This is a genomic window from Sulfitobacter sp. 1A13421, from assembly GCF_043557285.1.
GTDB classification, from domain to species: Bacteria; Pseudomonadota; Alphaproteobacteria; order Rhodobacterales; family Rhodobacteraceae; genus Sulfitobacter; species Sulfitobacter faviae.
In genome coordinates this window covers 74,951-101,044 of the sequence record NZ_JBIFFQ010000011.1, presented here as the reverse complement: position 1 = coordinate 101,044, position 26,094 = coordinate 74,951, and the positions used below count along the sequence as shown (strand labels likewise).

Below are 26,094 nucleotides of genomic sequence, written 5' to 3'. Positions count from 1 at the left end.
CCAAAAGGACCTACGACATGGCAAAAATTCTCAAGAATATCTCCGAAATCCGCCGGTTCTTTCACCGAAACGAGGATCCGGTCTATTTCATCTCGGCCACCAACTTCAATCTGCTAGGCCTCGATGAATGGGTGAAGAATTTCAAGTACATCTGCTACATCGACTGCTACGGCGGCAAGCATCCCAACGTCTTCTGCCCCTCGGAACAGCCCCATGCGGAGTTCCAGAGCATCGAGGACATCAACAACTACCTGTTGCAGCACAAGGAGGTCATCGACTTCATCAAGCGCCGCGGCGGCAAGCCCAAATTCGTCTTCCTGATGTTCGACGAGGAAACCGAGCGCCTGAGCAAGGAGCTGGGCGCCGAGGTCTGGTTCCCGAAAGCGAAGCTGCGCCAGTCGATGGACAACAAGATCGAAACCGTGCGCATCGGCAACAAAGCTGGTGTGCCTTCCGTGCCCAACACGCTGAGTGTGGTGGAAAGCTACGACCATCTGCGCGAAATTTGCGAGAAAGCCGATCTGGGCCATGACCTCGTGCTACAATCGGCCTATGGCGACAGCGGGCACACGACCTTCTTCATCAAGTCCGAGGCCGATTTCCGCCGCCATGAGAGCGAGATTATCGGCGAAGGTGAGATTAAGATTATGAAGAGGATCGACTGCCGTGGCGCAGCGATTGAGGCCTGCGCCACCAAGGAAGGCACCATCGTTGGGCCGCTGATGACCGAACTGGTCGGCTTCAAGGAGTTGACCCCCTATCGCGGCGGCTGGTGCGGTAACGAGATCCTCGCAACCGCCTTCCCGCCCAAGGTTCGCGAGAAGGCCCGCGATCTGACCTTCAAGTTCGGGGAGCAACTGCGGAAAGAGGGCTATCGCGGCTATTTCGAGTTGGATTTCTTGATCGACAAGAAGACCGGCGATCTATGGTTGGGCGAGCTGAACCCGCGCATCACCGGGGCAAGCTCGATGACCAACCACGCGGCCTTTGCCCATGCCGATGCGCCGCTGTTCCTGTTCCACTTGCTGGAGTTCAGCCGTAAGAAGTTCACCCTCGACGTGGATGAGTTGAACGCCCGCTGGGCTGACCCGGACAATATCGACGGCTGGAGCCAGATGGTCATCAAACACACCGAAGACAGTGTCGACATCTGCACCGAAGCGCCCGAGACCGGGATTTACAAGATGAAGGAAGACGGCAGCGTGGTCTTTGATCGTTTCGACTATCACCGTCGCGCGGTCGAGAGCGAGAACGAAGCCTTCTTCCTGCGCATCTTGCAACCGGGTGATTATCGCTATGAAGGGGCCGATATCGGCATCCTTGTGACGCGGGGTCGTTCGATGACCAAGTCTTTCCAGTTGAATGAACGCGCGAAAAAGTGGATTCACGGGATCAAACGCAGCGTGGATGGCAAACCCTTGCCCACCGCCTCGGCCGGTCCAGAGCTTTCTGATCCGGCGTTCAAGATCCTGTAACGAGTTGAAAGGCCGCGATGTACTGGCGCGCATTGTCCGAAGACCAGCCCGGCCCGAAATGGGCTGGACTCTTCGCGGCCTATTGGCCTGATTATCACGCATGGTGGCTGAAGGAGGGGGAGGCCGCGCGTCCGACCTATGCCCAATGCCGCCGTGCGCTGGCCCAGCATATGCCCGAGATGCTGCCGCTATATGACCAGCTTTGCAGTCTAGCAGGCGGCGGCGATCACGCGGCGCGCTTCCTTAGTTTTTACTGCCCACCGCCTTATCTCTCGGCCTGTTCCCAGGCGATCTGGGCGGGGAAAGAGCCGGTCATGGTGCGCAACTATGACTACAACCCCAATGCCTTTGACGCGATGGTGCTGCGCACGAACTGGCAGGGGCGGCAGGTGATGGGCACTTCCGACGGGCTCTGGGGGCTGGTCGATGGGGTGAATGACGCGGGGCTGTCGATCTCGCTGACCTTTGGCGGGCGACGTGTGGTGGGCGAAGGCTTCGGCGTGCCGCTGATCCTGCGCTATGTCTTGCAGACCTGCGAAACCGCGCAGGAGGCGGGCGAGGTGCTGGCGCGGATGCCCACACATATGAGCTACAACGTGACCGTGCTCGACCGAAAACGCAGTTACCTGACAGCCATGATGGCCCCAGATCGCCCCGCTGTCATCACCCGCGCCGCAGTGGCCACCAATCATCAAGAGAATGTTGAGTGGATCAGCCACGCCCGCTTTACCGCCACGGTCGAACGGGAGCGTTATCTGTTACAACGTCTGCGCCTGCACCGCGATCCGGAGGAAAAGTTCATCGGGGCGTTCCTCAAGCCGCCGCTTTATTCCACTGCCTTCAACGCCGGGTTTGGCACGCTTTACACCGCCGTTTACCGTCCGCGCAAACGCGAGATGGAGCTGCGCTGGCCCGGCACGACATGGGCGCTGTCGCTGACGGATTTCACCGAAGGGGCGCGGCAGGTCTTGGTGCCGGGGGCGGCATGAGCGGGGCGACGCGCAAAGGGCCGCTGTCCTCGCTCAGGGTGGTGGAGTTTTCCGGCCTTGGCCCCGCGCCGCTGGCGGGGCAACTGCTGGCCGATCAAGGCGCGGATGTCATCACGGTTGACCGCAAAGCCGCCCCGGCGGACCCGTCGGACATCAACCGGCGCGGCAAGCGGTCGGTGGTGTTGAACCTGAAAACCGCCGAAGGCATCGCCGCGGCGAAGGCGCTGATCGCCTCTGCCGATGTGCTGATCGAAGGGTTTCGCCCCGGCGTGATGGAACGTTTGGGCCTTGGCCCTGACGCCTGCCCCGAGGCTCTGATCTATGGCCGCATGACCGGCTGGGGCCAGACCGGCCCATGGGCGCAGACGGCGGGGCATGACATCAATTATCTGGCTCTAACAGGGGCACTTCATGCCATGGGCCGCGCCGATGCGCCCCCGGTGCCGCCCCTGAACATGGTGGCGGATTACGGCGGCGGGACGATGTTCTTGCTGTTCGGCATCCTTGCGGCTGTGATCGAACGCGGGGTGACCGGCAAGGGCCAAGTTGTCGACGCCGCGATGGTCGATGGGGTGCCTGCGATGATGGGGCTGATCCATGGCATGCTGGCCCAAGGCACATGGACCGAAGAGCGTGCCGCCAATTGGCTTGATGGGGCCGCGCCGTTCTATCGGTGCTACACCTGTGCGGATGGGAAGTTCATCTCGGTCGGGGCTTTGGAGCCGCAGTTCTACGCGATCCTGTTAGAGAAGTTGGGCCTGCCTGCGGAGCTTGCCGAGAGCCAGAACGACAGGACGACATGGGAGGCGCGTATCGCTGAGTTCTCCGCGATTTTCGCCACCCGCGCCCGGGACGACTGGGCGGCGCATTTCGACGGCTCTGATGCCTGCGTGGCCCCGGTGCTCAGCTTTTCCGAAGCGCCGGATCATCCGCAGATGGCGGCGCGGGGCAATGTGGTGAGGACGAATGGCGTGTTTCAATCAGGCCAAGCGCCGCGGTTTGACGGTGCCGCGCCACAGATGCCTAGCCCCCCAAGGGCCATCGGCGCGGATACCGATGCGGTGCTGGCGGAGCTTGGCCTGCCGCGAGACCGCGCATGAAAAACCCCCGGCCAAAGGACCGGGGGTAAATCTCGTTACAGAGGCAAGGCTCAGGCCGCTTTGCGGTCGTGTTTGCCCTCTTCGACTTCCTCGACGATCTTGGCGACGAAAGCGTCGAGATCCTCGGGCGAGCGGCTGGTCACGATGCCTTGATCGGCCACCACTTCGCTGTCTTCGTAATGCGCACCGGCGTTCTTCACATCCGTTGCGATGGAGGAGAAGGAAGTCGCCTTGCGGCCTTTGATGATGCCCGCCTCGATCAGCAGCCACGGGGCGTGGCAGATGGCGGCGACGGTCTTGCCGCTGTCGTGGAACTTGCGGATCAGAGCCACCGCGTCTTCGTTGGCGCGCAGCAGGTCGGGGTTTATCTGGCCACCGGGCAGCACGATGCCTTGGTAGTCGTCGACATTCACGTCCCGAAGGGCAAGGTCTGCGGGCACGGTGTTGCCCCAGTCATCTTCGTCCCAGCCCTTGATCTCATTGCCGTCGGGCGTGGCCACATGGACGGTGGCGCCGCGGTCACGCAGATCGTTCAGGGGTTTTTCCAGTTCGGACTGCTCAAAGCCATTGGTGGCGAGGATCAGGATCTTTGCATTGGTGATATCAGTCATTGCTTTCTCCTTTGTCATTTCTGCAGGACCAACGGTCTGCATGGCCGCCTGTTCCACTCACATTCGCGCGAGGGCGATGATCCGCCGGTGCAGATGCGCCACAGGGCGGTGAATATTTGTTGATACGTCAAAGGGCGGCATCATATATGCGTTCAGAATGGATCGCCCCGACACCCCCCTTGCCGAATTGCCCATGGACGAATTGATCGTCTGTCCGCAATGCGACGCCGTCTACCGGCTGCGCCGCCCCGCCCATGGGGAGCGGGCGAGTTGTGAGCGGTGCCATACCGCCCTGATCACGCCCCGCAGAAACGCCGGGTTGCAGATCATCGCCGTGGCGGTGGCGGTCATGGTCTTGATCATCGGGGCGGCGGTCTTTCCTTTCCTCACCATCGACGCGGCGGGGGCCAGCAACGCGGTATCGGTGCTGGATGCAGCGCTTGCCTTTTCCGGCGGGCCGATGATCCTCTTGTCGCTGGCCACGGCGGCGCTGATCTTTTTCATCCCGCTCTTGCGGGTGCTGCTGACGCTCTATGTGCTGATCCCCGTGGTGCTGGATCGCCCGCCCGCGCGCCATGCCGTCGCCGCCTTTCGCCTGTCGGAGGAACTGCGCCCTTGGTCGATGGCCGAGGTTTTTGCCATCGGCTGTGCCGTGGCGCTGGTCAAAGTGGCCGATCTGGCCGATGTGGGCTTTGGCCCCGCGTTTTACATGTTCGGCGCGCTGGTGATCCTCGTCATCGCGCAGGACAGATTCTTATGCAAATGGTCCGTATGGAACTCTCTGGAACATCCCAAGACATCGTGAGCGCACGGGAGTTGGGCATCGTGGCCTGCACCCGCTGTAACAAGCCCGCGCCGATGGGCACAAAGCTTTGCAGCCGCTGTGGCAGCAAGCTGGTCTCGCGCGATCGGATGAGCCTTCAGCGTGTCTGGGCATTCTGGACGGTGGGGCTGATGTGCTACATTCCCGCGAATACCTATCCGATGCTTAAAACCCGCACACTGTTTCAGGTCGAGGAAAGCACGATCATCGGCGGCGCGGTGGAACTGGCGCAATATGGCAACTGGGGGATCGCCCTGATCATCCTCTTCGCCTCTGTCGCCATTCCGTTGGCCAAATTCATGGCCGTGGCCTTTCTTGCGATCAGCGTGAAACGGCGCTCGGTCACCTCGCAGCGCCAGCGGCATTACCTTTACGAAGTGGTTGAGTACATCGGACGCTGGTCGATGATCGATATCTTTGTGGTTGCGATTTTGTCGTCTCTGGTGCAACTCAAGACACTGGCCGCCATCAATCCCGGTACCGCGAGCATCTTTTTTGCCCTCTCCGTGATCTTTACCATGCTGGCGGCACAAGCGTTCGACACCCGCATGATCTGGGACGCTCAGACCAAGGACGAGGGCCTGAAAACCAATGACTAAGACGCCTCCCGACGTACCGATTTCCCCGACCCGCAAGATGTTTCTCAGCGGTGCCTCGGTGATCTGGATCATCCCGATCCTCGCCTTGATCGTTGCGCTTTTCGTGGCCTATCGGTCTTACAGCGAGCGCGGCCCGGTGATCGTCGTAGAATTCGAAGAGGGCGCGGGTATCTCTGCCGGAGAGACCGAATTGCGCTTTCGCGATGTGACGGTCGGGGTGGTCGAGAAGGTCGGCTTCACCTCGGGTTTGGACCGGGTGACGGCGCATATCCGCGTCGACAAAGACGTGGCGCCCTATATCGACAATGGCGCGGTCTTCTGGGTCGTGCAGCCCGAAGTCACCGCACAGGGCATTACCGGCCTCAGCACGGTGCTGAGCGGTGTCTATATCGAAGGGTCTTGGGACCAACAGGTCGGCCCGGCGGCGGAGCGCTTTCAGGGATCGTCGACCGAGCCGTTGATCCGCGGCGGCCAAGGCGGGCTTGAGATTGCCTTCCGCTCCACCGCAAACGGGCATCTGACCGACAATGCGCCGATCCTTTACAAGGGCATCGAAGTGGGCCGCGTCGGCTATGCCAAGATCGCCCCGCGCGGCAACTACGCCATTGTCGAGGCGCTGATTTTCGAAGAGCACCGCCAGTTGATCAATGAATCCACCCGCTTTTGGGACGCATCGGGCTTTAGCGTCAACATCGGCCCCGCGGGGGCCGAGATCGACTTTTCCTCGTTGGCGACCCTCGTTGGCGGCGGCATCACCTTTGACACTTTCGTCTCTGGTGGGGCGCAGGTGTCTGACGGCACGGTGTTTGAGATTTACCCCGACAAGGAAACCGCGCGGAACTCTGTCTTTAACGCCTCCGAGGTCGATCCGCTGAAGCTGAGTGTCGTGTTCGACGACAATATCTCGGGTCTGATCGTCGGCGCCCCGGTTGAGATGAGCGGGCTGGAGATCGGTGAGGTCGAGACCCTCTCGGGGCTGGTGGATTTCGAACGTTTCGGCGACAGCCGTGTGCGGCTGAACGCGATCCTGTCGATCCAGCCCGCGCATCTGGGGATGCAGGATGACGTCACCGCCGAAGCCGCGCTGGCGTTCTTGAAAGAACGTGTGGAAAACGGCCTGCGCGCGCGGCTTGCCTCGGCCAGCCTGCTGACGGGTGGTTTGAAGGTTGAGTTCGTCGCCGTCGAAGACGCGCCCGAGGCCTCGTTGAACGAGACGGAGAATGGCCTTGCGCTGATGCCGACCACGGAAAGCGATGTCTCCGATGCGGCGGCCACGGTCGAAGGGGTCTTTACCCGCATCAACAGCCTGCCGATCGAAGAATTGCTCAACAGCGCGATCACCTTCCTCAATTCGGCAGAGGCTTTCGTGTCGGACGAAGACCTGCGCGAAACCCCGCAGGACGTGCGCACCCTTTTGGGTGAATTGACCGGGCTGGTCTCTTCCGAAGAGGTCAAGAACGTGCCGGTCGCCCTGAACGGCACGCTGGTGCGGATCGAAGAACTGGTGGCCCAGCTTGAGGAAGAGCGGATTGCCGAACGGCTTTCCGCCGCGCTCGAGGGCGCATCGGATGCGGCCAATGCGGTGTCCTCCTCGGTCGAAGGCGTGCCGGAGTTGGTGGAGCGCATTCAGGCGGTGGCGGCCAAGGCCGAAACGCTTGAGGTCGAAGAACTGGTCGTCGCACTCACCGACCTCACCGAATCCGCCGATGCGGTGATCGGTACCGAAGATGCGGTGGCCCTGCCGGGCGCATTGAAACGCGCCTTGGACGAATTGAACGCCACGTTGGAAGAGCTGCGCGAAGGCGGCGCGGTCGAGAATGTGAACCGCACCTTGGCCTCGGCCCGCAATGCCGCGGACAATATTGCCCTCTCGGCCCAAGACCTGCCGCAGGTGGTCGAGCGTTTGACCGCGCTTTTTGCCCAAGCCAGCCGCACCATCGAAGGCTATAATCAGGGTGAGCAGCTGAGCCGCAGCGCCGAACGCACCCTGCGCGACATTCAGAAAGCCGCCGATGCCCTTGCATCTTTGGCGCGGACCATCGAACGTAACCCCAATTCTCTATTGCTGGGACGGTAACGCATGACATTTGCAAGACCCTTGATCACCCTCGGCCTGCTGGCTGCCTTGGCAGCCTGTGGCGGCACAGCTGAACGTTTCCCCGTCCGCGCCCCGGCGGTGACAGAGAAGACCTCCATCGCCTTCAGTTCCGTCGAAGTGCGCGACGTGTCTTTGCCGACCTACGCCGCCGCCGAAGAGATTTCGGTGCAATTGGCCGATGGCCGTCTGGTCAGCTCGACCGATGTGCTTTGGGCCGATGCGCCCGAACGGGCCGTGGCGCTGGAGCTTAGTCAGAACCTTGCGCGGATGACGGGGCGGCGCATCGCGTCCGAGCCTTGGCCGTTCGAGGCCTTCCCCGATGCCAGCCTCGAAGTGCGCTTTGCCGAACTGGTGGCCACCGAAGCGGGGGAGTTCCGCGCCTCCGGTCAGTATTTCGTGGCCGTCCGCGATGACCGGCGGGAGCGGTCGGGCCTGTTTGACCTCAGCGTGCCGTTCAATCCCGAAGGTGGCGCAAACGCCATCGCCGCGGCGCGGGGGCAACTCGTCCTTGATCTAGCCCGCTATATCGCCCGGAACGGGTTGAAGTAGGGTCGAGCGCCGGGGCTACCGGCGACGCGCGTTGTTCCGTCTGTTCGGAAAATTCTGAATAGTCTTGATTTGTGCCCCGCCTTGTCTATCTACCTTCAACGCGCCTGCCGTGGACGGGGAATGATGGATAGCACAGACCAAATCGACCAAGTCCGCGATGACTTCATCACCCGCATGGGCGTCGTTGCCATGGGCGAAGGGTTGCCGCGCATGGCGGGGCAGGTCTTTGCCATGCTGGTTTTCGAGGGCGAGCCGATTGCCTTCGGCGCGCTGTCGCGCCGCCTTTCCGTGAGCCGCGCCACGATCAGCACCTCTATCCGTCTGCTCGAAGAGCGGGGGTTGATCCGGCGTGTGAACAAGACGGGTGACCGGCAGGATTACTTCCAACTCGCCGATGACGCCTATGCCGCGATGACGAAATACGCGCTGGCAGGGACCCGCCACGCCAAATCCGAGATTAACGATACGATCCGCAAGCTGCCCGAGGAGGCCGAAGGGGTGCGCCAAAGGCTCGATACTTTCGCCGCCTTCTATGACACGATCAGCGCCGCGCTTGATGACGTAGCAACCCGGGTGAGCAAACCCAAGAATTGACGCGCGGCCCGATCACGGGGTCGCGGTGATGGAGTTCGATCAATGAGTGACACATCTCAAGAGCGCCAGACGCTTTCATTCGACAGCGATGCCGGCTCGAAACGGTCGAAGTTCATCGCCGGTGGGATCGCGCTGTTGATCGCTCTTTGGATGGGCAGCGGCTATATTATCCTCTCCGAAGAGACCGAGGAAGCCGCGCCTGCGCCCATTGCTCCCGAAGCGGTGACGGTGGCCGTGCGCGGCTCTCAGGCGGACAGCGTGACGCAGGTCTTCGTAGCTGAAGGGCAGGCCTTGCCGGACCGCGATACGATGGTCCGCGCCGAAGCGGGCGGTGAGATCGCCGAGGTGCTGGTGGACAAAGGCGATGCCGTCGAAGCGGGCGCGTTGATCGCGCGGCTCAGCACCACGGCGCGCGATTCCGATCTGGCCCGCGCGCGTGAGGAACTAAGTCGCGCGCAACGCGAATACGACAATGCCCAAGCGCTGCTGGACCGGGGTGTCTCGACCGTGGACCGCGTGAGCCAAGCCCGCGCGACGTTGGCCGCCGCCCAAGCCTCGGTCACCGCTGCCGAAGAGGCGCTGAACAACACCGAAATCCGCGCCCCCTTTCCCGGCCGGCTAGAGATGCTCGATATCTCAGCGGGAGAGTTCGTCTCTACCGGTGAGGAAATCGCGCGTCTGGTCGACAACACGCCGCTGACGATCCAAGTGCAGGTGCCCCAGCAGTCGCTTAAAGACATTAAAGAGGGTCAAACGGCCGAGGTCGTCTTCATCACCGGGACAGAGGCGCAGGGCGAGGTGCAATTCGTCTCAAGCAGTGCGAGCGCCGAAACCCGGACCTTTACCGCCGAAGTCAGGGTCGAAAACGCTGATGGGGCGATCCCCGCGGGCATTTCGGCCCGCGTGCGCATCCCCACGGGCGAGACCCGCGCGCATTTCGTCTCTCCGGCGATCCTGTCCTTGGACACCAATGGCACCTTGGGCGTCAAAACGGTGAACGATGAGGACAAGGTTGTCTTTAACAAGATCGCCATCGTGCGCGCCCAGACCGATGGCATCTGGATCGCGGGCCTGCCGGATGAGGCCCAGATCATCACCATCGGGCAGGGCTTCGTCAACGACGGGGAAACGGTCAACCCGCAGCCCGAAACCGGCGGCGACAATGAAGGGGAAGCGCAGCCCACGGCGGGTGTGCCCGAGATTGACGAGTTGGGAGACCAGCCAAGCGGCGACGGCCAGATCACCGGCAGCGCCGAAGCCGCCCAGCCGGAGCAAGTGGAATGAACACGCTGATCGACGCCGCTTTTAGCCGCGCCCGCGTGGTGATCCTGAGCTTGGTGATGATCTTGGCGGTCGGGGCCTATGCCTATGTCGGTATCCCCAAGGAAAGCTCGCCCGAGATTCCGATCCCGACGCTCTATGTCTCCACCTCTCTCGAAGGCATCTCGCCCGAGGACAGCGAGCGGCTGCTCGTTGAGCCGCTTGAGACCGAACTCAGCGCGATCACCGGGTTGAAACAGATCACCTCGAACGGGGCTGAGGGCCATGCCTCTGTGCAATTGGAGTTCGAGCCGGGGTTCGATTCAGATGAGGCACTCGACAAGGTGCGCGAGGGCGTGGACCGTGCCAAGTCGGACCTGCCCGAAGACGCCACCGACCCGGTCGTGACCGAGATCAACACGGCGCTTTTCCCGATTCTGACCGCGATCCTTTCCGGCCCGGTGCCGGAACGGACGCTCAACTCCATTTCCGAAGAGTTGAAGGACGCGATCGAAGGGCTGTCCGGCGTGCTTGAAGTCGATGTCGGGGGGGAGCGGACCGAGCTTTTGGAGGTGCTGATCGACCCCACGGTCTTTGAGACCTACAACATCTCTTTCGAAGAGCTGATCAGCCAGATCAACCGCAACAACCGCCTGATCGCGGCGGGGGCGATTGAAAGCGGCGCGGGGCGGCTGGTGCTCAAGGTGCCGGGGCTGATCGAGAATGTCGAAGACGTCATGTCGCTGCCGATCAAGGTGCGCGGCGATACGGTGGTGACCTTTGCCGATGTCGCCACGATCCGTCGAACCTTCAAAGACCCGACTGGCTTCGCCCGGATCGACGGCCAGCCTGCGCTGGCGCTTGAGATCAAGAAACGCTCGGGCGCGAATATTATCGAGACGGTCGCGGCGGTGCGCGAATTGATTGACGAGATGCGCGCGGAATGGCCCGACAGCATCACCGTCAAATACACCCAAGACGAATCCGAGCAGGTCCAAGACATGCTCAGCGATCTTGAGGCCAATGTTATCGCGGCGGTGATCCTTGTGATGATCGTAATTGTCTGGGCCTTGGGCGTCCGCTCGGCCCTGCTGGTGGGCTTGGCGATTCCGGGGGCCTTCTTGGCCGGGGTCACGGCGCTTTGGGTCATGGGCTATACGATGAACCTTGTGGTGCTCTTCTCGCTGATCCTTGTGGTGGGGATGCTGGTGGACGGGGCTATCGTGACCACCGAACTGGCCGACCGCCGCCTGCAAGAGGGGCATTCGCCCCGCGCCGCCTATGCCCATGCCGCCAAGCGCATGGCATGGCCAATCATCGCCTCCACGGCGACGACGCTCAGCGTGTTCTTCCCGCTGCTGTTCTGGACCGGCACGGTGGGGGAGTTCATGAAGTTCCTGCCCATCACCGTGATCCTGACCCTGACCGCCTCGCTTTTCATGGCGCTGGTCTTTATCCCCGTCGTGGGCGGGATCATCGGCAAGCGCCCGCCGCAATCGGCCAAGGACAAGGCCACGCTCCATGCCGCCGAACAGGGCGACCCGCGTGATCTGAAGGGCTTTACCGGCGGCTATGTCAAACTGCTGCAATTCGCCATCCTGCGCCCGTGGATGACCCTGATCCTTGCCATCTCAATGCTGATGGGAGGCTTTACGGCCTATGCGCAATTCGGCAATGGGATCACCTTTTTTCCCGATGTAGAGCCTGATTTTGCGCAGGTGCAGGTGCGTGCGCGGGACAATTTCTCGATCTACGAACAAGACGCGCTGGTGCGGCAGGTCGAACAGCGCCTCTTTGCCTATGACGAGATCGCCAGCGTCTATGCCCGCACCGGCAGCAGCAACCGCGACAGTGCCGATCTGATCGGCACCATTCAGGTTGAGTTCACCGAATGGGACGAACGCCGCCCCGCCGCCATCATTGGCGAGGAAATCCGGACCGAGATGGCGGCCATTCCGGGGATCGACGTGCAGGTGCAGACCGCATCGAACGGCCCCTCGGCGGGCAAACCCGTTAATTTGCGGATCGAGGCGCATGACCCGCAGGTGCAGCAGCAGGTGGTGGATCAGATTCGCGAGAAGATGGCCGATATCGGCGGTTTCACCGATGTGACCGACTCGCGCCCTCTGCCGGGGGTGGAATGGCGCATCGCCGTGAACCGGTCCGAGGCCGCGCGGTTCGGGGCCGATATTTCGACCCTGGGGCAGGCGGTGCAACTGCTGACGCGGGGCATCACCGTGGCGGATTACCGGCCTGACGATGCCGAGGGTTCTATCGACATCAACGTGCGCTTCCCCTCCGATGAGCGCACGCTGGAAGAGTTGCAATCGCTGCGCGTGCCGACCTCCGCAGGGCTGGTGCCGATCTCGAACTTCGTGACTTTCGAGCCGAGTCCGCGCACCGGCACGATCACGCGGGTGGATCAAGAGCGGGTGGTCACGATCGAGGCCAATGTCGCGCCCGGTGTCTTGGTGAACGACCAGACCGTCGCGCTGCGCAGCGCGATTGACGCGATGGACCTACCGCCGGGTGTCGAAGCCTCCTTCGCCGGGGAGGCGGAGGACCAGCAGGAATCGATGATCTTCCTCGTGGGCGCCTTCATCACCGCGATTTTCCTGATGTTCGTGATCCTCGTGATCCAATTCAACAGCTTTTACCAAGCCTTCGTCGTCATGTCGGCAATCGTCTTTTCGATCGCCGGGGTGCTCTTTGGCCTGCTGATTACCGGACGGCCCTTCGGGGTGGTCATGGGCGGCATCGGGGTGATCGCGCTGGCGGGGATCGTGGTGAACAACAATATCGTTCTGATTGACACCTATAACGACCTCAAGAAACTGGGGCTGTCGCCGCTAGAGGCAGCGCTGCGCACCGGGGCGCAGCGTTTGCGGCCCGTGGTGCTGACCTCGGTCACCACGGCGCTTGGCCTGATGCCCATGGTGATCGGCCTCAACATCAACTTCTTCACGCGCGAGATCGTCTATGGCGCGCCTTCCACCCAATGGTGGACCGAGCTAAGCTCGGCCATCGCGGGCGGTCTGGTGGTCGCCACCGTGCTGACGCTTGTGGTGACCCCGGCGATGTTGATGCTGGGAGAGAAGAAAGCGAAACGCGCCGAGCCGACCCCGCCGGAGCCGGAACCGGTCGCCGTCTAGGACAAGGTCAGGCGGCCTTATCGGCCTTGTCTTCGGTCAGGATGGTGTAAAGCGTGGCCGGGTCGGGGTTCGACCGCAACTTGGTGCAGATGCTGGTGTCGCGCAGCGTGCGGGCCACCAGTGCCAATGCTTTGAGGTGCTCCACCCCCGCATCTTCGGGGGCGAAGAGGGCAAAGGCCACGTCGACCGGCTGCCGGTCGACCGAGGAAAAATCAATCGGCTTGTCCAACAGCACGAAGGCACCGACGACCTTGTCGATCCCGTCCATCCGCGCATGGGGCAGGGCAACGCCATGGCCGACACCGGTCGGCCCGAGGGTTTCGCGCGTCATCAACGCGTCCACCACTTGGCCGGCCGGCAGCCCATAGGCTTGCTGGGCGAGTTCGCCGATATCCTGCATCAGACGCTTCTTGCTCGAAGCCGAAGTCAAAACCTTCACGGCCTCTGGCTTGAGGAGTTTGCCGAAATCCATTCCGCTCGCCCTGCTCTGTGGCGGAAGTTACCGCCGTGGGTTACGAAGGGTCGATCCAGCCGATGTTGCCGTCTTCGCGGCGGTACACGACATTCATCCCTTCCTGGCCTTCCTTGCGAAACAATAGCACCGGATCGCCCGACAATTCCATCTGCATCACCGCTTCGCCGACAGACAAAGTTGGCACCTTCGTCTGCATCTCTGCAATGATCATGGGTTGGAGGGTATCAGGTTCCTGCGCATCTGAATCGCTGTCTGACGCGAGGATATAGGAGGACGCCCCTAGAAGTTCAACCGGTTCGGCGCGTTCTTTGTGATGGTCTTTCAGGCGGCGCTTGTAGCGGCGCAGCTGTTTTTCCATCTTTTCGCAGCAGCTGTCGAAGGCGGCGTAGATCTCTGTCGCCTTGGCCTTGGCCGACGCATTGAGACCGGTGGAAAGATGCACGGTCGCCTCGCAGGCAAATTCGTGGCCCGTTTTGGAAAACACCACCATCGCATCTGTCGGGCGTTCGGCATATTTGCTAACCGCCTCGTCCAGTTCGGTCCGGACATGTGTCCGAAGCGCGTCGCCAATGTCGATCTGTTTGCCACTGATCTGATACCGCATATCGTCTCCTTGTCTTTCTTGTTCCGAACATTGCCAAACGGTCCACATGCGTGGAGCGCGACAACTTTCAGATATGGAGGAATGGCGCTGCGACCAGGATGATTTTGACCGTTCCTTCGCGGGAAGGGCGATGCAGGATCAAACAGGAACGCGATGTCACCATAGCTCAATGAGGCCGCGTTTCGGTTTGAAAGTCAATGGCGCCGATGCGCGCGCCATCCTTTTATCGCTACAATCAGAGCGGTTTTCCGCATCATGCGAGCAAGGCTTCGCCGAGGGCTGGAAGGCCCGGAAAAACGCGCTAAGTCTTAGGAAATACGGAAATTATCGCCAAGGTAGACGCGGCGCACATTCTCGTTTTGCACAACTTCTTCGGGCGTTCCGGACATTAGAACTTTGCCCTCATGCAGGATATAGGCGCGGTCCACGATCTCTAGGGTTTCGCGCACATTGTGGTCGGTGATCAGCACCCCGATGCCGCGTTTCTTGAGGTCGGCAACCAGTTGCCGAATGTCCCCGACCGAGATCGGATCGACCCCGGCGAAGGGTTCATCAAGCAGCAGATAGTTCGGGTTGGCGGCCAGACAGCGGGCGATTTCCACCCGGCGCCGCTCCCCGCCCGATAGCGCCAGCGCAGGTGCGCGGCGCAGGTGTTCGATGGAAAATTCGGTCAGCAACTCTTCCAGCCGTTCGCGGCGCTGGTGGCGGTGTTTGACCCGGATATCGAGGATCGCGCTGATGTTGTCTTGGACCGACAGCCCGCGAAAAATGCTCATCTCCTGCGGCAGATAGCCGATGCCAAGCTGCGCGCGGCGGTACATCGGCAGGGTGGTCACATCCTTGCCGTCAACCGTGACGCGCCCGCCCTCGGGCGTAACCAGACCGGCCACCGCGTAGAAAGTCGTCGTCTTGCCCGAGCCGTTCGGCCCCAGAAGCGCCACGACCTCCCCGCGGTCGAGCGCCATCGAAAAGTCGCGGATCACCGCTTTCTTGCGGTAAGACTTGCGCAGATGCTGAATGCGCAGGCCGGAATCGCCCCCGGCGACTTTCAGCTCGGGCGGCATCAGTTGTCGCTGCCGGGCTGCAAAATGGTCTTCACGCCGCCCGACATCTGCGCCGTGCCGTCGTTCAGGTTCACCGTCATTTCCTGCGCGCTCAGCGCACTGGGGCCTTGGGTCATCAGCACATCGCCGCGCATCACCAAGGTGCCAGCGTCGATGTCGTAGTCGGCGCGCTGCGATTCAGCGGCGTCCTCCCCCGCGACCAAGACCACGCCGCCGGTCGCCTCCAGCTTGGCAATGCCCTGATCCGAGGCGCGATAGACGACCTCGACCTTACCGGCGGAAAGGGTCATTTCGCCCTGAGAAATCAATACATTGCCCGTGAAGACGGCGGTGCCCGTGGCATTGTCGACCGACAGGTTATCGGCGGTCACTTCGACGGGTTGGCTGGTGTCTTGCTCAAGCGCGCCGAAGGCGACATTGGCAGATTGTGCAGAGACAGGGGCGGCCTGCAGCGCGAAAAACAGCGGCAGCATCAAAATAAACAAATGTCTCAAGGCAGTTACTCTTTCGTTGCTTGCGGCGTGTATATCAGTTTCACACCCTTTGTGAAAAGCAATTGCGATCCGGCGCTGTTCTGCCGGTTGGTGATGGCCATGCTGCCGGCGGTGATCTCGCCCGCGGGGCTGGTGGCGCGCACCGGGCCGGGCGATTGCAGGTCCAGCGTGGTGAGGTTCGAGATCATCCGCTCGGACAGGATTTCGTAGCCGGTTGAGGTGCTAACCCGCACATCGCCCGCCAGTTCCGCTTCCTCAGCCCCGGTGTCGAACCGCCCGCTGTTGGAGTGTAGCGTAATTTTGGAGCCGCCCTCTAGGTCCAGCGTCGCCTCGATCTCTTCGGCCTCATTGGTGCCGGTCTCCCCGCCCGGGGTGGTCAGCTTTTCGGCAGAGAAAGAGATCAGATCGCCATCCGCCGTGGTGCCGGAATAGAAAGGGCCGGTGATCTGCTGGTCGCGCAGCCGTTCTTGAACCTCTTTGTCCGCGAAGGGGATCACGGCCTGCGGTTCAATCGCCCGCGACAGCAGGAATAGGGTCGATAGCAGCGCCAGCGCGATCAGCGGAAAGAGCACTTTCAGCCACGACACGACACGAGAGTGGCGATCCCCCTTCATCCCGCGTCACCCCAGCCCGACGCGCAGGCAGTCGTGGATATGCAGCAGGCCGATGGGCGATTTGCCGTCGTTCTGCGCGGGGTCAGTCACGATAAGGCAGGTGATCTTGCGGCTGTTCATCACGCCCACGGCCTTTTCGGCCAATTCGTCGGGGGTGATGGTCACGGGCGAGGGGGTCATGACGTCGCGGGCGGTCATGGTCATCAAGCCATCCAGATGCCGGGCGAGGTCACCCATGGTGATGATCCCGGCCAGCGCGCCTTCCGCATCGGTGACGCAGACCACGCCAAAGCCCTTGCGGCTGATCTCGCTCAGCGCCTCGGGCATCGGGGCGTCGGCGGTGACCAGCGGCAGCTTGTCGCCCACATGCATCAGATCGGCCACGCGGCTCAGCCTTGCACCCAGCTTGCCGCCGGGGTGAAAGTCGCGGAAATGCTCTGCGGTGAAGGCGCGGTTCTCCATCAGCGCCACGGCCACGGCATCCCCCATCGCCAGCGTCAGCGTGGTCGAGGTGGTGGGCACCACGCCGGTGCCGCAGGCCTCTGCCGCTCGGGGCAGTTCGAGCACCACGTCGCTATGGCGGCCAAGGCTGCTCTCGGGGCGGCTGGTGATGCCGATGAGCGGAATGGCGTAGCGGCGCGAATAGGCGATGAGGTTGGCCAGCTCCGGTGCTTCGCCCGAGTTGGAAATCGCCAGCACCACATCGGCGGCTGTGATCATGCCCAGATCGCCGTGGCTCGCTTCGGCCGGGTGGACGAATTGCGCGGGCGTGCCGGTGGAGGCCAGCGTTGCCGCGATCTTATTGCCGATATGGCCCGACTTGCCGATGCCGGTGACGATCACGCGGCCCTTGCAGGTGCGCATCAGGTCAACCGCGGCGCGAAAGCGATCATCAAGGCTGTCGGCCAGCAGCGTCAGCGCGTCGGCTTCGCAGCGGATCACCCGGCGGGCGGTGTCGAGGAAAGGTGTGTTCATGCGTGTGCGAAGATGTCCGTGTCCGGCCATCCCTCCAGATCCAGCCGGGCGCGCATGGGCAGGAAATCGAAACAGGCCTGCGCCATGTCCATCCGGCCTTCGCGTATCAGGCGTTTGTTAAGTTCATCGCGCAGCCGGTGCAGGTAAAGCACGTCAGAGGCGGCATAGTCGATCTGCGCTTGGGTCAGCTCTTCGGCCCCCCAATCGCTGGATTGCTGCTGTTTCGAGATATCGACGCTCAGAAGTTCTTGGCAAAGCTTCGCCAGCCCGTGCCGGTCGGTATAGGTGCGCACCAGTCGGCTGGCGATCTTGGTGCAATAGACCGGCGTCGCGGTGGCGCCAAAGGTGTTGAGCATCGCGGCAATGTCGAAGCGGCCATAGTGGAACAGCTTCAGCACATGAGGGTCCTCCAGCAGCGCGCAGAGGTTCGGTGCCCCGGTTTGGCCTTTGGCGACCTGCACCAGATGCGCGTGACCATCGCCGCCCGAAAGCTGCACGACACAAAGCCGGTCGCGATGCGGATGCAGCCCCATCGTTTCGCAATCAATCGCGACCATCGGCCCAAGGTCCAGGTCATCCGGCAGGTCGTTCTGATAGAGGAAATTTGTCATGAGCACGTCTATATCCTGCTTGTCCGGCATGGGAAAGCAGGGCTTTGCGCCGCGTCAGACGGTGGCCAGATCCCGCAACGCGGGGCGCGGGTAGCGGCGCAGAAGGCGGTCGACCAGCAGATGGCAGCGGTAACCGGGCCATTCGGGGCGGATCAGCCCGCCGGGCAGGGTGGGATGCTTTAGCACCAATCGCCGCCAATTGTGCACGATCAGGCAGCGCAAGACCGCGACGTCCAAGGGGGTGAGTTGCTCTGGCGCGGGAAGCTCGGCATCCAAGGCTGTGAGTGCGGCCAAGAGCGCGTCATAGTCATCCTCAAGCTCGGCGGGTTCCACTGCGCGGCGCAGCCACTCGGGCGGCGGGGTGCCGGGCAGGGCAAGGCATCCCGTGGGGGCCGCGCTCACGGCGCGCCCGACATAGGCGCGGGGCAGGGCGGCGATGAACCCCGCCTCTCGCAGGGCGCTGTCGGTCTCGCGCCCGTTCTCCTCGGTCACGACCATCTGCCAAGGCTCCGTCAGGTCCGGGGGCGCGGCGTAGATGCGCGGACTGGCAGCAGCGCTTTCCGCGCGGCCTTGGGCGGTCAGGCTGTGCTGGCTAATCCGCCCCACCTTTTGCGACTGTAGCCAGCCGTCATTGCGCAGCCGGTGCAGCGCCACGCGGCTTGCCTCGGGCCGCACGTCGAGCGCGGCCATGATCTGCGACAGCACCGGCCCGTCGATCGCGTCGCCCTGTCCCTGTGCCAGATCGCCGAAGAGGCTGACCATCAGCGACCAGACCCGCTGACCGCCAAGGCCAGCGAGCGCCGCGACGACCGAGGGGGCGTGGTCAGACGGCATTCATCGTCAGCAGGTCGTATTCGGCGACCGCCTCCTCACGCTGGTTCGTCAGGGTCACATGCCAGCGCACCTCGCCGTATTCCTCGTTGCGCGGCGTCTTGTGCTTGACCGAGAGCCGCACCTTGATGCTGTCGCCCGCCGAGACCGGTTCGAGGAAGCGCAGGTTGTCGAGGCCGGTGTTGGCCAGCACCGGGCCGGGGTCGGGCTGCACGAAGAGGCCTGCGGCAAAGCTCAGCAGCAGGTAGCCATGCGCCACGCGCCCCGGGAAGAAGGGGTTCGCCTTGGCGGCCGCGTCATCCATGTGGGCATAGAAGGTATCGCCGGTGAAATGGGCGAAGGTCTCGATATCCTCCAGCGTCACCTCGCGGGCGGGCGAACGGAATGTCTCGCCCAGATCGAGCTCGGTGAAGCGGCGGGTGAAGGGGTGAGCGCGGTCAGTGATCTCCTCGGCCCCTGGCACCCATTGCTTGCCGATGGCCGTGAGGATGTCGGGGCTGCCCTGCACCGCGGTGCGCTGCATGTAATGCATCACGCCGCGCACGCCGCCCAACTCCTCGCCGCCGCCCGCGCGGCCCGGGCCGCCATGCACCATATGCGGCAACGGGGAGCCATGGCCGGTGGCCTCGCCCATAGATTTGCGGTTGTTGAAGTAGAGCCGTCCGTGGAAGCCCGCGGAGCCCATCGTCAACTCGCGCGCGACTTCGCCGTCGTTGGTGATGATCGACGCCACCAGAGAGCCTTGGCCGCGGTTGAGAAGCTGTGTGGCGTGTGCGAGATCGCGGTAGGGCATGAGGGTGGAGACGGGGCCGAAAGCCTCGGTGTCATGCACCCGCTCGGCAGCGTCGGGGTCGGCGCAGTGGAACAGCATCGGCGGGAGGAAGGCGCCCTTGTCGCGGTCGGCACCCTTCACGGTGAAGTTGTCGGGGTCGCCGAAAACGCGCTCGGCCTCGGCGCTCAGCAGCCCGACCTTCTCCAACACGTCGCGTTTCTGGCTGCCCGAGACCAGCGCGCCCATGCGCGTGTCCTCGGCCCGGGGATCGCCGATGGTGGTCTTAGCGAGACGCTCGGACAGCGCCGAGATCACCGCGTCGATCTGCGCTTGCGGCACCATGATGCGGCGAATGGCGGTGCATTTCTGCCCCGCCTTGGCGGTCATCTCGCGCTGCACTTCCTTGACGAAGAGGTCGAACTCCGGCGTGCCCGGCGCCGCATCGGGGCCGAGCACGGAGGCGTTGAGGCTGTCCTGCTCGGAGGTGAAGCGCACGGAGTTTTCCATGAGCTTCGGATTGCCACGCAGCTTCAGCGCGGTGTCGGCGGAGCCGGTGAAGGCCACGGCATCCTGACAGCCGAGCAAATCGAGCATGTCGCCCAAGCCGCCGCTCACGAATTGCAAAGCACCCTTCGGCAGCAGCCCGCTGTCCAGCATCAGACGCACGCAATGCTCGGTGACATAGCAGGTGGCGGTCGCGGGTTTCACGATGGCCGGAACGCCTGCAAGCAGCGTCGGGGCAAGCTTCTCCAGCATACCCCAGACCGGGAAGTTGAAGGCGTTGATATGCACGGCGACACCCTGCAGCGGCGTGCAGATATGACGGCCCATGAACTGGCCCTCGCGGCCCAGTTGCTCGGGTGCGCCGTCGAGGTAGACATGCGCATCCGGCATCTCGCGACGGCCTTTGGAGGCGAAGACCAGCATGGTGCCGATGCCGCCATCGACGTCGATCTTGTGGTCCGAGAGCGTGGCGCCGGTGTCGTAGCTCAGGTCATAAAGCGCCTGTTTGTGCTCCATCAGGTGCAGCGCCAGCGCTTTGAGCATGCGCGCGCGGTCGTGGAAGGTCATGGCGCGCAAGGCAGGGCCGCCATGCTCGCGAGCGAAGCTAAGCATTGCGCCGGCATCGAGCGCGTCATTGCCGGCCTGCGCGATGACTTCGCCGGTGATGGCGCTGGCGATGTTGCGGGCACCGGCCCCGGGGGCCAACCATTCGCCGGCGGCGTAGCTGTGAATATCGCGCATGTCGGCTCCTTCAGTGGGTGTCGTAGTCGATGGTGAGTTTATCGCTTAGCGGGTAGCTCTGGCAGGTCAGTACATAGCCGCGCTCGACTTCGTAATCCTCCAGCGCGTGGTTCGAAATCATCTCGACCTCGCCCTCCAGAACCTTGCCCATGCAGGTCGAACAGACCCCGGCCTTGCAGGAGAACGGCGCTTCCTGTCCGTTCTCCAGCGCGGCTTCGAGCACCGACTGGCCTTTCTGCATGGTAAAGCTGCGCCGCGCACCGTCGATGATGACGGTGATCTCGGTGCCCTTCTGGCCCTCGCTGCGCTTGGCCATTTCCTGTTTTGCCAGACGACCCTGCTGGCTCTCGCTGAAGAGTTCGAACTTGATCTGTTCCTCACCGAGGCCATGGGTCTTCAGCGCTTCGGCAATCGCCAGCATCATCGGCTCCGGCCCGCAGATAAAGGCGGTATCGATGGTATCGATCTGGATCCAATGCTTAAACAGCGCGTCGCATTTCGCCTGATCGACACGGCCCTCGAAAAGTTCGACGTCCTGCCCGGATTCGAGGATATGGATCACCGTCAGCCGGCCCATGTAGCGGTTCTTGAGGTCTTCGAGTTCCTCTCGGAACATGATCGTGTTCACCGCGCGGTTGGCATAGACCAGCGTGAAGGTCGACTGCGGCTCGCGTTTCAGCACGGTTTTCAGGATCGACAGCACAGGGGTGATGCCCGAGCCCCCTGCGAAGCCGAGGTAGTTCTTCGCCACCTCCGGCTCGATCGGGGTGAAGAACTTGCCCTGCGGCGGCATGGCGTGCAGCACGTCGCCGACCTTGAGTTCGGTATTGGCATAGGTCGAAAAGGCCCCGCCATCGACGCGCTTGATGCCGACCTTCAACTCGCCATCGTCGAGACCGGCGCAGATCGAATAGTTGCGGCGCAACTCGGTGCCGTCGAAATCCTGCTTGAAGGTCAGGTACTGGCCTTGGGTAAAGGCAAAGGCCTCGGGGTCTTCCGGCTTCAGCGTGAGCACCACCGCGTCGCGGATGGTGTGGTGAATGTCGGTGACGGTGAGAGGGTGGAACTGGCTCATCGGGGCCTCAGATACATTTGAAATAGTCAAAGGGTTCAAGGCAGTCCAAGCACCGCCATTGCGCCTTGCAGGGGGTCGAGCCGAACTGACTGATCCGCTCCACCGCTTTCGATTGGCAGTGCGGACAGTGTTGCGGCCCGCCGGCGGGGCGCGGCGGCGCGATGCCGTAGGCTTCGAGCTTGGCGCGGCCGGTGTCACTCATCCATTCGGTGGTCCAAGGCGGGGAGAGCTGGCGTTTCAACTCCAGCTTTTCGATCCCATGGCCGTGCAGCGCCGTCTCGATGTCGAGGTTGATGATGCTGGTGGCCGGGCAGCCCGAATAGGTCGGTGTGATGGTGACGACCAGCGTGTCGCCCTGCCATGCCACATCGCGGATGATGCCCAGATCGGTAAGGGAGATCGCCGGGATCTCGGGGTCCGGGATCCCGGAGAGCCACGCCCAGACCGTCTCGACCGACGGCCTTTCGCCGCGGGCGGGGCCGCGCGAGGGGGACCCGCGCACCACCCCCGGCACCGGCGCGGGGGCGGGCCGGCTGTGGGGGGCGGGTTTCACCATGTGGCGTCCGGGTAGGCGCGTTGCAGCCACTGCATCTGGGTCAGCATATGGCCCAGATGTTCGCTGTGCCGTGCGCCGGTCTTCCCGCCCCTATGGGCAAAGTCGTCCTCGGGCTTACTGAGGGTCGCCGCCGCCAGCGTGTCGCCGACCAGTTGGTCATAGCTTTTGCGCATGCTCGCCGGATCGGGGGCGATACCGGCCTCGGCCATGGCGGCGTCGACATCATCGCTGATGAACATCTCACCCACATAGGGCCAAAGCAGGTCGAGAGCCGCCTGCATCCGGCGGTGGCTTTCCTCGGTCCCATCACCAAGGCCGATCACCGTGTCCGAGGACCGCTCCAAATGATAGGTCACCTCTTTCGCCGATTTCTCGGCGATGGCGGCGATTTCTTTATCGCTGGAGTCGATCAGCGCGGTGAGCTGCGCCAAATGCCATGCGTCGAACAGGAACTGCCGCATCATGGTCTGGCCGAAATCGCCGTTGGGCTGTTCCACCAGCAGGACATTGCGGAAGTCCCAGACATCGCGGTGAAAGGCGAGCTTGTCGGCGTCGCGGCCTGCGCCCTCGACCTCGCCCGCCAGTCCCAGCCAAAGCTGCGTCTGGCCGATGAGGTCAAGCGCGACATTGGCCAGCGCGATGTCCTCTTCCAGCACCGGCGCCACGCCGCACCATTCCGAGACGCGATGCCCCAGCACCAGCGCGTTGTCGCCCATCCGGCAGAGAAATTCGAACTTGGGATCGGTGCCGCTCACATCGCCCCCACTTCGTCGGGAATGTCGTAAAAGGTCGGGTGGCGGTAGACCTTGTCGTTGGCAGGCTCGTAAAGCGCGCCTTTCTCCTCGGGGGAGGAAGCGGCGATGGCGCTGGCCTCGACCGCCCAGATGCTCACACCTTCGTTGCGGCGGGTATAGACGTCACGGGCGTTCTTGATCGCCATTTCCGCATCCGCCGCGTGCAGGCTGCCGACATGGCGGTGGCTCAGCCCGTGCTGGCCGCGGATGAAGATTTCCCACAGGGGCCATTCGGTGGGCCGTGCGTCGCCGTGGGGGGCGGCTTCGGTGCCTTTGTATTCGCTGGATTCAGGGCTGCTCATGTCGCTTACTCCGCTGCCATTTGTCTGCTGCGCTTCTTCTCGGCGTGGGCCAAAAGCCCCTCGCGCACCCAGCGGCCCTCGTCCCAAGCCTTGTTGCGCGCCGCCAGCCGTTCGGTGTTGCAGGGGCCATTGCCCTTGAGCACCTGAAAGAACTCTTCCCAATCCGGCTCGGCAAAGTCGTAATGGCCGGTTTCCTCGTTGAACTTGAGGGTCTCGTCGGGGATCGTGAGGCCGAGGTATTCTGCCTGCGGCACCGTCTCGTCGACGAACTTCTGGCGCAGCTCGTCATTGGTGTTCATCTTGATCTTCCACGCCATTGACTGGGCGGAATGGACCGAGTCCTTGTCCGAGGGGCCGAACATCATCAGCGCTGGGAACCAGAAACGGTTCAGCGCGTCCTGCGCCATCTTGCGCTGGGCGGGCGTGCCATTGGCCATCTTCATCATGATGTCGAAGCCCTGGCGCTGGTGGAAGCTTTCTTCCTTGCAGATGCGGACCATAGCGCGAGCGTAGGGCCCATAGGAGGTGCGCTGTAGCGGCACCTGGTTCATGATCGCGGCACCATCGACGAGCCAGCCCACGGCGCCCATGTCGGCCCATGTCAGCGTGGGATAGTTGAAGATCGAGGAGTATTTCATCTTCCCCGAAAGGAGGTCGCGGGTCATCTGGTCGCGGGTCACGCCGAGCGTTTCCGCCGCGCAGTAGAGGTATAGACCGTGGCCGGCCTCGTCCTGCACCTTGGCCAGAAGGATCGCCTTGCGCTCCAGCGTCGGGGCGCGGGTGATCCAGTTGCCTTCCGGCAATTGGCCCACGATCTCAGAATGCGCATGCTGTCCGATCTGGCGGATCAGGTTCTTGCGGTAGCCGTCGGGCATCCAGTCCTTGGGCTCGATCTTGCCGCCCGCGTCGATGCGTTCCTGAAAGGCGCGCTCGTCGGGGTCCATTTCGTCAAGGGATTTGATGCCCTTGCCGGTGGATTTGATCATCTGTGCATACATCGGTCCGTTCCTTTCGAGGAAAGAAGTGTCAGCCTGCGTTTTCGAGGATCAGGGCAACGCCCTGACCCACGCCCACACACATGGTACATAGCGCGTATTTGCCGCCCGTCCGCTTGAGCTGCAGCGCCGCCGTCATCACCAGACGCGCGCCGGACATGCCCAGAGGGTGGCCGATGGCAATCGCGCCGCCGTTGGCGTTCACATGCGGCGCGTCGTCCGGCACGCCAAGCGCCCGCAGCGTGGCGAGGCCTTGGCTCGCGAAGGCTTCGTTAAGCTCGATCACGTCCATCTGCTCGATCGTGAGGCCCGCGCGGTCCAGCACCTTGCGCACCGCCGGGATCGGGCCGATGCCCATAACCCGCGGCTCGACGCCCGCCGCGGACATGGCCACAACGCGGGCGATGGGGGCAAGGCCGTGGTCCTTCACGCCGGCCTCGGAGGCGAGCAGCATCGCCGCGGCACCGTCGTTCACGCCCGAGGCATTGCCGGCGGTCACGGTCAGGTCGGTGCCGTTGATGCCGCGCAGCTTGCCCAGTTTCTCCAGCGTGGTGCCAGGGCGGGGGTGTTCGTCGCTGTCGACGACGATGTCCTCGCCCTTGCGCTGCGGGATGGTGACCGGGGCGATTTCTTCGGCGAAGATGCCCTTCTCGGCGGCGGCGGCATAGCGTTCTTGGCTACGTGCGGCGAAGGCGTCCTGATCTTCGCGCGACACGTCATAATCGGCGGCGACGTTGTCGGCGGTCTCGGGCATGGAATCCACGCCGAACTGTGCCTTCATCTTCGGGTTTACGAAGCGCCAGCCGATGGTGGTGTCATAGACGGCGTTGCTGCGCGAAAAGGCGGTCTCGGCCTTGGGCATCACGAAGGGCGCGCGCGACATGCTTTCGATCCCGCCGGCGATGACGAGGTCCATGTCGCCCGCGCGGATCGCCCGAGCGGCAGCACCCACGGCGTCCATCCCGCTCGCGCAGAGACGGTTGATCGTCGCACCCGGCACATCGACCGGCAGACCGGCCAATAGCGACGCCATGCGTGCCACGTTGCGGTTGTCCTCGCCCGCCTGATTGGCGCAGCCCATGATCACGTCATCGACCCGCGCCCAGTCGACGGAAGGGTTCCGCTCCATCAGCGCCTTCAACGGCACGGCGGCCAGATCGTCGGCGCGAACCGAAGAGAGGGCGCCGCCGTAACGGCCAATGGGGGTGCGCTGCGCGTCGCAGATGAATGCCTGCATGGGGGCCTCCTGTTGTTGCACCGCAACCTACACAACGGGGCGATTCGGTTCAATCAAAATGTTACGGAATGAAAATAGGGTACGGATTTTGGTAACACGTCATCGCGCTGTCACCAAAGCTTTGCCAAAGAGTCACGCAGCTGTCGGCCATCTGTCACGCATCGGGGGTTCTGTGCCGCCATCGCCACCCTCAGAGGAAG

At 63.0% G+C, this 26,094-nt stretch carries 26 protein-coding genes; 10 read left to right on the top strand and 16 right to left on the bottom strand.

Annotated elements, in window-relative coordinates; translation table 11 throughout:
* Positions 1 to 17: 17 nt before the first annotated feature.
* From ACGYLI_RS16185 to ACGYLI_RS16175, 3 genes are read left to right on the top strand one after another with little or no spacing between them, the layout of a single operon-like run.
* A complete protein-coding gene (locus tag ACGYLI_RS16185; RefSeq protein ID WP_394419893.1) occupies positions 18 to 1,475 on the top strand; it encodes a biotin carboxylase in 1,458 nt (485 codons plus the stop codon).
* 17 nt (positions 1,476 to 1,492) lie between these two features.
* Complete coding sequence (locus ACGYLI_RS16180) at positions 1,493 to 2,464, top strand: C45 family autoproteolytic acyltransferase/hydolase (RefSeq protein ID WP_394419892.1); 972 nt, start codon at positions 1,493 to 1,495, stop codon at positions 2,462 to 2,464.
* Complete coding sequence (locus tag ACGYLI_RS16175; RefSeq protein WP_394419891.1) at positions 2,461 to 3,564, top strand: CaiB/BaiF CoA transferase family protein; 1,104 nt, start codon at positions 2,461 to 2,463, stop codon at positions 3,562 to 3,564. The genes ACGYLI_RS16180 and ACGYLI_RS16175 overlap by 4 nt, the downstream gene beginning before the upstream one ends.
* A 50-nt stretch (positions 3,565 to 3,614) precedes the next feature.
* Here ACGYLI_RS16175 and ACGYLI_RS16170 read toward each other — a convergent pair whose 3' ends face one another.
* Positions 3,615 to 4,175, bottom strand: coding sequence for a type 1 glutamine amidotransferase domain-containing protein (locus ACGYLI_RS16170; protein ID WP_394419890.1), 561 nt, complete (start codon positions 4,173 to 4,175; stop codon positions 3,615 to 3,617).
* Between the two features lie 193 nt (positions 4,176 to 4,368).
* On the opposite strand from ACGYLI_RS16170, the gene ACGYLI_RS16165 reads away from it, so the two are divergent.
* The 7 genes from ACGYLI_RS16165 to ACGYLI_RS16135 all read left to right on the top strand — a co-directional run bounded on the left by ACGYLI_RS16165 (position 4,369) and on the right by ACGYLI_RS16135 (position 13,250).
* Entirely contained in the window at positions 4,369 to 4,980 is a 612-nt protein-coding gene (locus ACGYLI_RS16165; protein ID WP_280322496.1) for a paraquat-inducible protein A, read from the top strand.
* The gene (locus tag ACGYLI_RS16160; protein WP_209217005.1) at positions 4,938 to 5,597 is read left to right on the top strand and encodes a paraquat-inducible protein A; all 660 of its coding nucleotides are present in this window, start codon (positions 4,938 to 4,940) and stop codon (positions 5,595 to 5,597) included. Before ACGYLI_RS16165 ends, ACGYLI_RS16160 begins: the two co-directional genes overlap by 43 nt.
* Positions 5,590 to 7,674: an MlaD family protein gene (locus ACGYLI_RS16155; RefSeq protein ID WP_394419889.1), complete on the top strand. Its 2,085-nt coding sequence runs from the start codon at positions 5,590 to 5,592 to the stop codon at positions 7,672 to 7,674. Before ACGYLI_RS16160 ends, ACGYLI_RS16155 begins: the two co-directional genes overlap by 8 nt.
* 3 nt (positions 7,675 to 7,677) lie before the next feature.
* Positions 7,678 to 8,244 (top strand): membrane integrity-associated transporter subunit PqiC, encoded by a 567-nt coding sequence (locus ACGYLI_RS16150; protein ID WP_394408183.1) that lies wholly within the window; start codon positions 7,678 to 7,680, stop codon positions 8,242 to 8,244.
* Between the two features lie 123 nt (positions 8,245 to 8,367).
* Entirely contained in the window at positions 8,368 to 8,838 is a 471-nt protein-coding gene (locus ACGYLI_RS16145) for a GbsR/MarR family transcriptional regulator (RefSeq protein ID WP_276155695.1), read from the top strand.
* A gap of 42 nt (positions 8,839 to 8,880) precedes the next feature.
* On the top strand, positions 8,881 to 10,122 hold the full coding sequence (locus tag ACGYLI_RS16140; protein WP_394419888.1) for an efflux RND transporter periplasmic adaptor subunit: 1,242 nt from the start codon (positions 8,881 to 8,883) through the stop codon (positions 10,120 to 10,122).
* Positions 10,119 to 13,250, top strand: a complete 3,132-nt coding sequence (locus ACGYLI_RS16135; RefSeq protein ID WP_394419887.1) for an efflux RND transporter permease subunit — start codon at positions 10,119 to 10,121, stop codon at positions 13,248 to 13,250. The genes ACGYLI_RS16140 and ACGYLI_RS16135 overlap by 4 nt, the downstream gene beginning before the upstream one ends.
* Before the next feature lie 7 nt (positions 13,251 to 13,257).
* On the opposite strand, the gene ACGYLI_RS16130 is transcribed toward ACGYLI_RS16135, so the two are convergent.
* From ACGYLI_RS16130 to pcaF, 15 genes are all read right to left on the bottom strand, one after another.
* The gene (locus ACGYLI_RS16130) at positions 13,258 to 13,722 is read right to left on the bottom strand and encodes a PTS sugar transporter subunit IIA (RefSeq protein ID WP_067630567.1); all 465 of its coding nucleotides are present in this window, start codon (positions 13,720 to 13,722) and stop codon (positions 13,258 to 13,260) included.
* Between the two features lie 40 nt (positions 13,723 to 13,762).
* Positions 13,763 to 14,329, bottom strand: coding sequence for a ribosome hibernation-promoting factor, HPF/YfiA family (gene hpf / locus ACGYLI_RS16125; RefSeq protein ID WP_067267651.1), 567 nt, complete (start codon positions 14,327 to 14,329; stop codon positions 13,763 to 13,765).
* Between the two features lie 308 nt (positions 14,330 to 14,637).
* Positions 14,638 to 15,396, bottom strand: coding sequence for an LPS export ABC transporter ATP-binding protein (gene lptB / locus ACGYLI_RS16120; protein WP_136720275.1), 759 nt, complete (start codon positions 15,394 to 15,396; stop codon positions 14,638 to 14,640).
* Positions 15,393 to 15,866 carry a lipopolysaccharide transport periplasmic protein LptA gene (gene lptA, locus ACGYLI_RS16115; RefSeq protein ID WP_394374296.1) on the bottom strand — a complete coding sequence of 158 codons (474 nt, stop codon included), beginning with the start codon at positions 15,864 to 15,866 and terminating at the stop codon, positions 15,393 to 15,395. Before lptA ends, lptB begins: the two co-directional genes overlap by 4 nt.
* A gap of 26 nt (positions 15,867 to 15,892) precedes the next feature.
* On the bottom strand, positions 15,893 to 16,501 hold the full coding sequence (gene lptC / locus ACGYLI_RS16110) for an LPS export ABC transporter periplasmic protein LptC (RefSeq protein WP_209216978.1): 609 nt from the start codon (positions 16,499 to 16,501) through the stop codon (positions 15,893 to 15,895).
* A 6-nt stretch (positions 16,502 to 16,507) separates the two neighbouring features.
* A complete protein-coding gene (locus ACGYLI_RS16105) occupies positions 16,508 to 17,476 on the bottom strand; it encodes an SIS domain-containing protein (protein ID WP_394419886.1) in 969 nt (322 codons plus the stop codon).
* A complete protein-coding gene (locus ACGYLI_RS16100) occupies positions 17,473 to 18,087 on the bottom strand; it encodes a ribonuclease D (protein ID WP_394419885.1) in 615 nt (204 codons plus the stop codon). The genes ACGYLI_RS16105 and ACGYLI_RS16100 overlap by 4 nt, the downstream gene beginning before the upstream one ends.
* 54 nt (positions 18,088 to 18,141) lie before the next feature.
* The gene (locus ACGYLI_RS16095; RefSeq protein WP_394419884.1) at positions 18,142 to 18,921 is read right to left on the bottom strand and encodes a PaaX family transcriptional regulator C-terminal domain-containing protein; all 780 of its coding nucleotides are present in this window, start codon (positions 18,919 to 18,921) and stop codon (positions 18,142 to 18,144) included.
* Positions 18,911 to 20,935, bottom strand: coding sequence for a phenylacetic acid degradation bifunctional protein PaaZ (gene paaZ, locus ACGYLI_RS16090; protein WP_394419883.1), 2,025 nt, complete (start codon positions 20,933 to 20,935; stop codon positions 18,911 to 18,913). The genes ACGYLI_RS16095 and paaZ overlap by 11 nt, the downstream gene beginning before the upstream one ends.
* Positions 20,936 to 20,945: 10 nt before the next feature.
* Positions 20,946 to 22,010, bottom strand: coding sequence for a 2Fe-2S iron-sulfur cluster-binding protein (locus tag ACGYLI_RS16085; protein WP_394419882.1), 1,065 nt, complete (start codon positions 22,008 to 22,010; stop codon positions 20,946 to 20,948).
* 7 nt (positions 22,011 to 22,017) lie between these two features.
* Positions 22,018 to 22,566, bottom strand: coding sequence for a 1,2-phenylacetyl-CoA epoxidase subunit PaaD (paaD, locus tag ACGYLI_RS16080; protein WP_394419881.1), 549 nt, complete (start codon positions 22,564 to 22,566; stop codon positions 22,018 to 22,020).
* Complete coding sequence (gene paaC / locus ACGYLI_RS16075; protein ID WP_247744737.1) at positions 22,560 to 23,282, bottom strand: 1,2-phenylacetyl-CoA epoxidase subunit PaaC; 723 nt, start codon at positions 23,280 to 23,282, stop codon at positions 22,560 to 22,562. Before paaC ends, paaD begins: the two co-directional genes overlap by 7 nt.
* A gap of 35 nt (positions 23,283 to 23,317) precedes the next feature.
* The gene (paaB, locus tag ACGYLI_RS16070; RefSeq protein ID WP_231886377.1) at positions 23,318 to 23,662 is read right to left on the bottom strand and encodes a 1,2-phenylacetyl-CoA epoxidase subunit PaaB; all 345 of its coding nucleotides are present in this window, start codon (positions 23,660 to 23,662) and stop codon (positions 23,318 to 23,320) included.
* A gap of 5 nt (positions 23,663 to 23,667) precedes the next feature.
* The gene (gene paaA / locus ACGYLI_RS16065) at positions 23,668 to 24,660 is read right to left on the bottom strand and encodes a 1,2-phenylacetyl-CoA epoxidase subunit PaaA (RefSeq protein WP_394409401.1); all 993 of its coding nucleotides are present in this window, start codon (positions 24,658 to 24,660) and stop codon (positions 23,668 to 23,670) included.
* A 28-nt stretch (positions 24,661 to 24,688) separates the two neighbouring features.
* The gene (gene pcaF, locus ACGYLI_RS16060; protein WP_394419879.1) at positions 24,689 to 25,894 is read right to left on the bottom strand and encodes a 3-oxoadipyl-CoA thiolase; all 1,206 of its coding nucleotides are present in this window, start codon (positions 25,892 to 25,894) and stop codon (positions 24,689 to 24,691) included.
* Positions 25,895 to 26,094: the final 200 nt, after the last annotated feature.

What these genes read in the sequence shown, in the direction of transcription:
- ACGYLI_RS16185 (WP_394419893.1), top strand. Translation starts at nt 18, where the DNA reads ATGGCAAAAATTCTCAAGAATATCTCCGAAATCCGCCGGTTCTTTCAC.
- ACGYLI_RS16180 (WP_394419892.1), top strand. Translation starts at nt 1,493, where the DNA reads ATGTACTGGCGCGCATTGTCCGAAGACCAGCCCGGCCCGAAATGGGCT.
- ACGYLI_RS16175 (WP_394419891.1), top strand. Translation starts at nt 2,461, where the DNA reads ATGAGCGGGGCGACGCGCAAAGGGCCGCTGTCCTCGCTCAGGGTGGTG.
- ACGYLI_RS16170 (WP_394419890.1), bottom strand. Translation starts at nt 4,175, where the DNA reads ATGACTGATATCACCAATGCAAAGATCCTGATCCTCGCCACCAATGGC.
- ACGYLI_RS16165 (WP_280322496.1), top strand. Translation starts at nt 4,369, where the DNA reads ATGGACGAATTGATCGTCTGTCCGCAATGCGACGCCGTCTACCGGCTG.
- ACGYLI_RS16160 (WP_209217005.1), top strand. Translation starts at nt 4,938, where the DNA reads ATGGTCCGTATGGAACTCTCTGGAACATCCCAAGACATCGTGAGCGCA.
- ACGYLI_RS16155 (WP_394419889.1), top strand. Translation starts at nt 5,590, where the DNA reads ATGACTAAGACGCCTCCCGACGTACCGATTTCCCCGACCCGCAAGATG.
- ACGYLI_RS16150 (WP_394408183.1), top strand. Translation starts at nt 7,678, where the DNA reads ATGACATTTGCAAGACCCTTGATCACCCTCGGCCTGCTGGCTGCCTTG.
- ACGYLI_RS16145 (WP_276155695.1), top strand. Translation starts at nt 8,368, where the DNA reads ATGGATAGCACAGACCAAATCGACCAAGTCCGCGATGACTTCATCACC.
- ACGYLI_RS16140 (WP_394419888.1), top strand. Translation starts at nt 8,881, where the DNA reads ATGAGTGACACATCTCAAGAGCGCCAGACGCTTTCATTCGACAGCGAT.
- ACGYLI_RS16135 (WP_394419887.1), top strand. Translation starts at nt 10,119, where the DNA reads ATGAACACGCTGATCGACGCCGCTTTTAGCCGCGCCCGCGTGGTGATC.
- ACGYLI_RS16130 (WP_067630567.1), bottom strand. Translation starts at nt 13,722, where the DNA reads ATGGATTTCGGCAAACTCCTCAAGCCAGAGGCCGTGAAGGTTTTGACT.
- hpf (WP_067267651.1), bottom strand. Translation starts at nt 14,329, where the DNA reads ATGCGGTATCAGATCAGTGGCAAACAGATCGACATTGGCGACGCGCTT.
- lptA (WP_394374296.1), bottom strand. Translation starts at nt 15,866, where the DNA reads ATGCTGCCGCTGTTTTTCGCGCTGCAGGCCGCCCCTGTCTCTGCACAA.
- lptC (WP_209216978.1), bottom strand. Translation starts at nt 16,501, where the DNA reads ATGAAGGGGGATCGCCACTCTCGTGTCGTGTCGTGGCTGAAAGTGCTC.
- ACGYLI_RS16105 (WP_394419886.1), bottom strand. Translation starts at nt 17,476, where the DNA reads ATGAACACACCTTTCCTCGACACCGCCCGCCGGGTGATCCGCTGCGAA.
- ACGYLI_RS16100 (WP_394419885.1), bottom strand. Translation starts at nt 18,087, where the DNA reads ATGACAAATTTCCTCTATCAGAACGACCTGCCGGATGACCTGGACCTT.
- ACGYLI_RS16095 (WP_394419884.1), bottom strand. Translation starts at nt 18,921, where the DNA reads ATGCCGTCTGACCACGCCCCCTCGGTCGTCGCGGCGCTCGCTGGCCTT.
- paaZ (WP_394419883.1), bottom strand. Translation starts at nt 20,935, where the DNA reads ATGCGCGATATTCACAGCTACGCCGCCGGCGAATGGTTGGCCCCCGGG.
- ACGYLI_RS16085 (WP_394419882.1), bottom strand. Translation starts at nt 22,010, where the DNA reads ATGAGCCAGTTCCACCCTCTCACCGTCACCGACATTCACCACACCATC.
- paaD (WP_394419881.1), bottom strand. Translation starts at nt 22,566, where the DNA reads ATGGTGAAACCCGCCCCCCACAGCCGGCCCGCCCCCGCGCCGGTGCCG.
- paaC (WP_247744737.1), bottom strand. Translation starts at nt 23,282, where the DNA reads ATGGGCGACAACGCGCTGGTGCTGGGGCATCGCGTCTCGGAATGGTGC.
- paaB (WP_231886377.1), bottom strand. Translation starts at nt 23,662, where the DNA reads ATGAGCAGCCCTGAATCCAGCGAATACAAAGGCACCGAAGCCGCCCCC.
- paaA (WP_394409401.1), bottom strand. Translation starts at nt 24,660, where the DNA reads ATGTATGCACAGATGATCAAATCCACCGGCAAGGGCATCAAATCCCTT.
- pcaF (WP_394419879.1), bottom strand. Translation starts at nt 25,894, where the DNA reads ATGCAGGCATTCATCTGCGACGCGCAGCGCACCCCCATTGGCCGTTAC.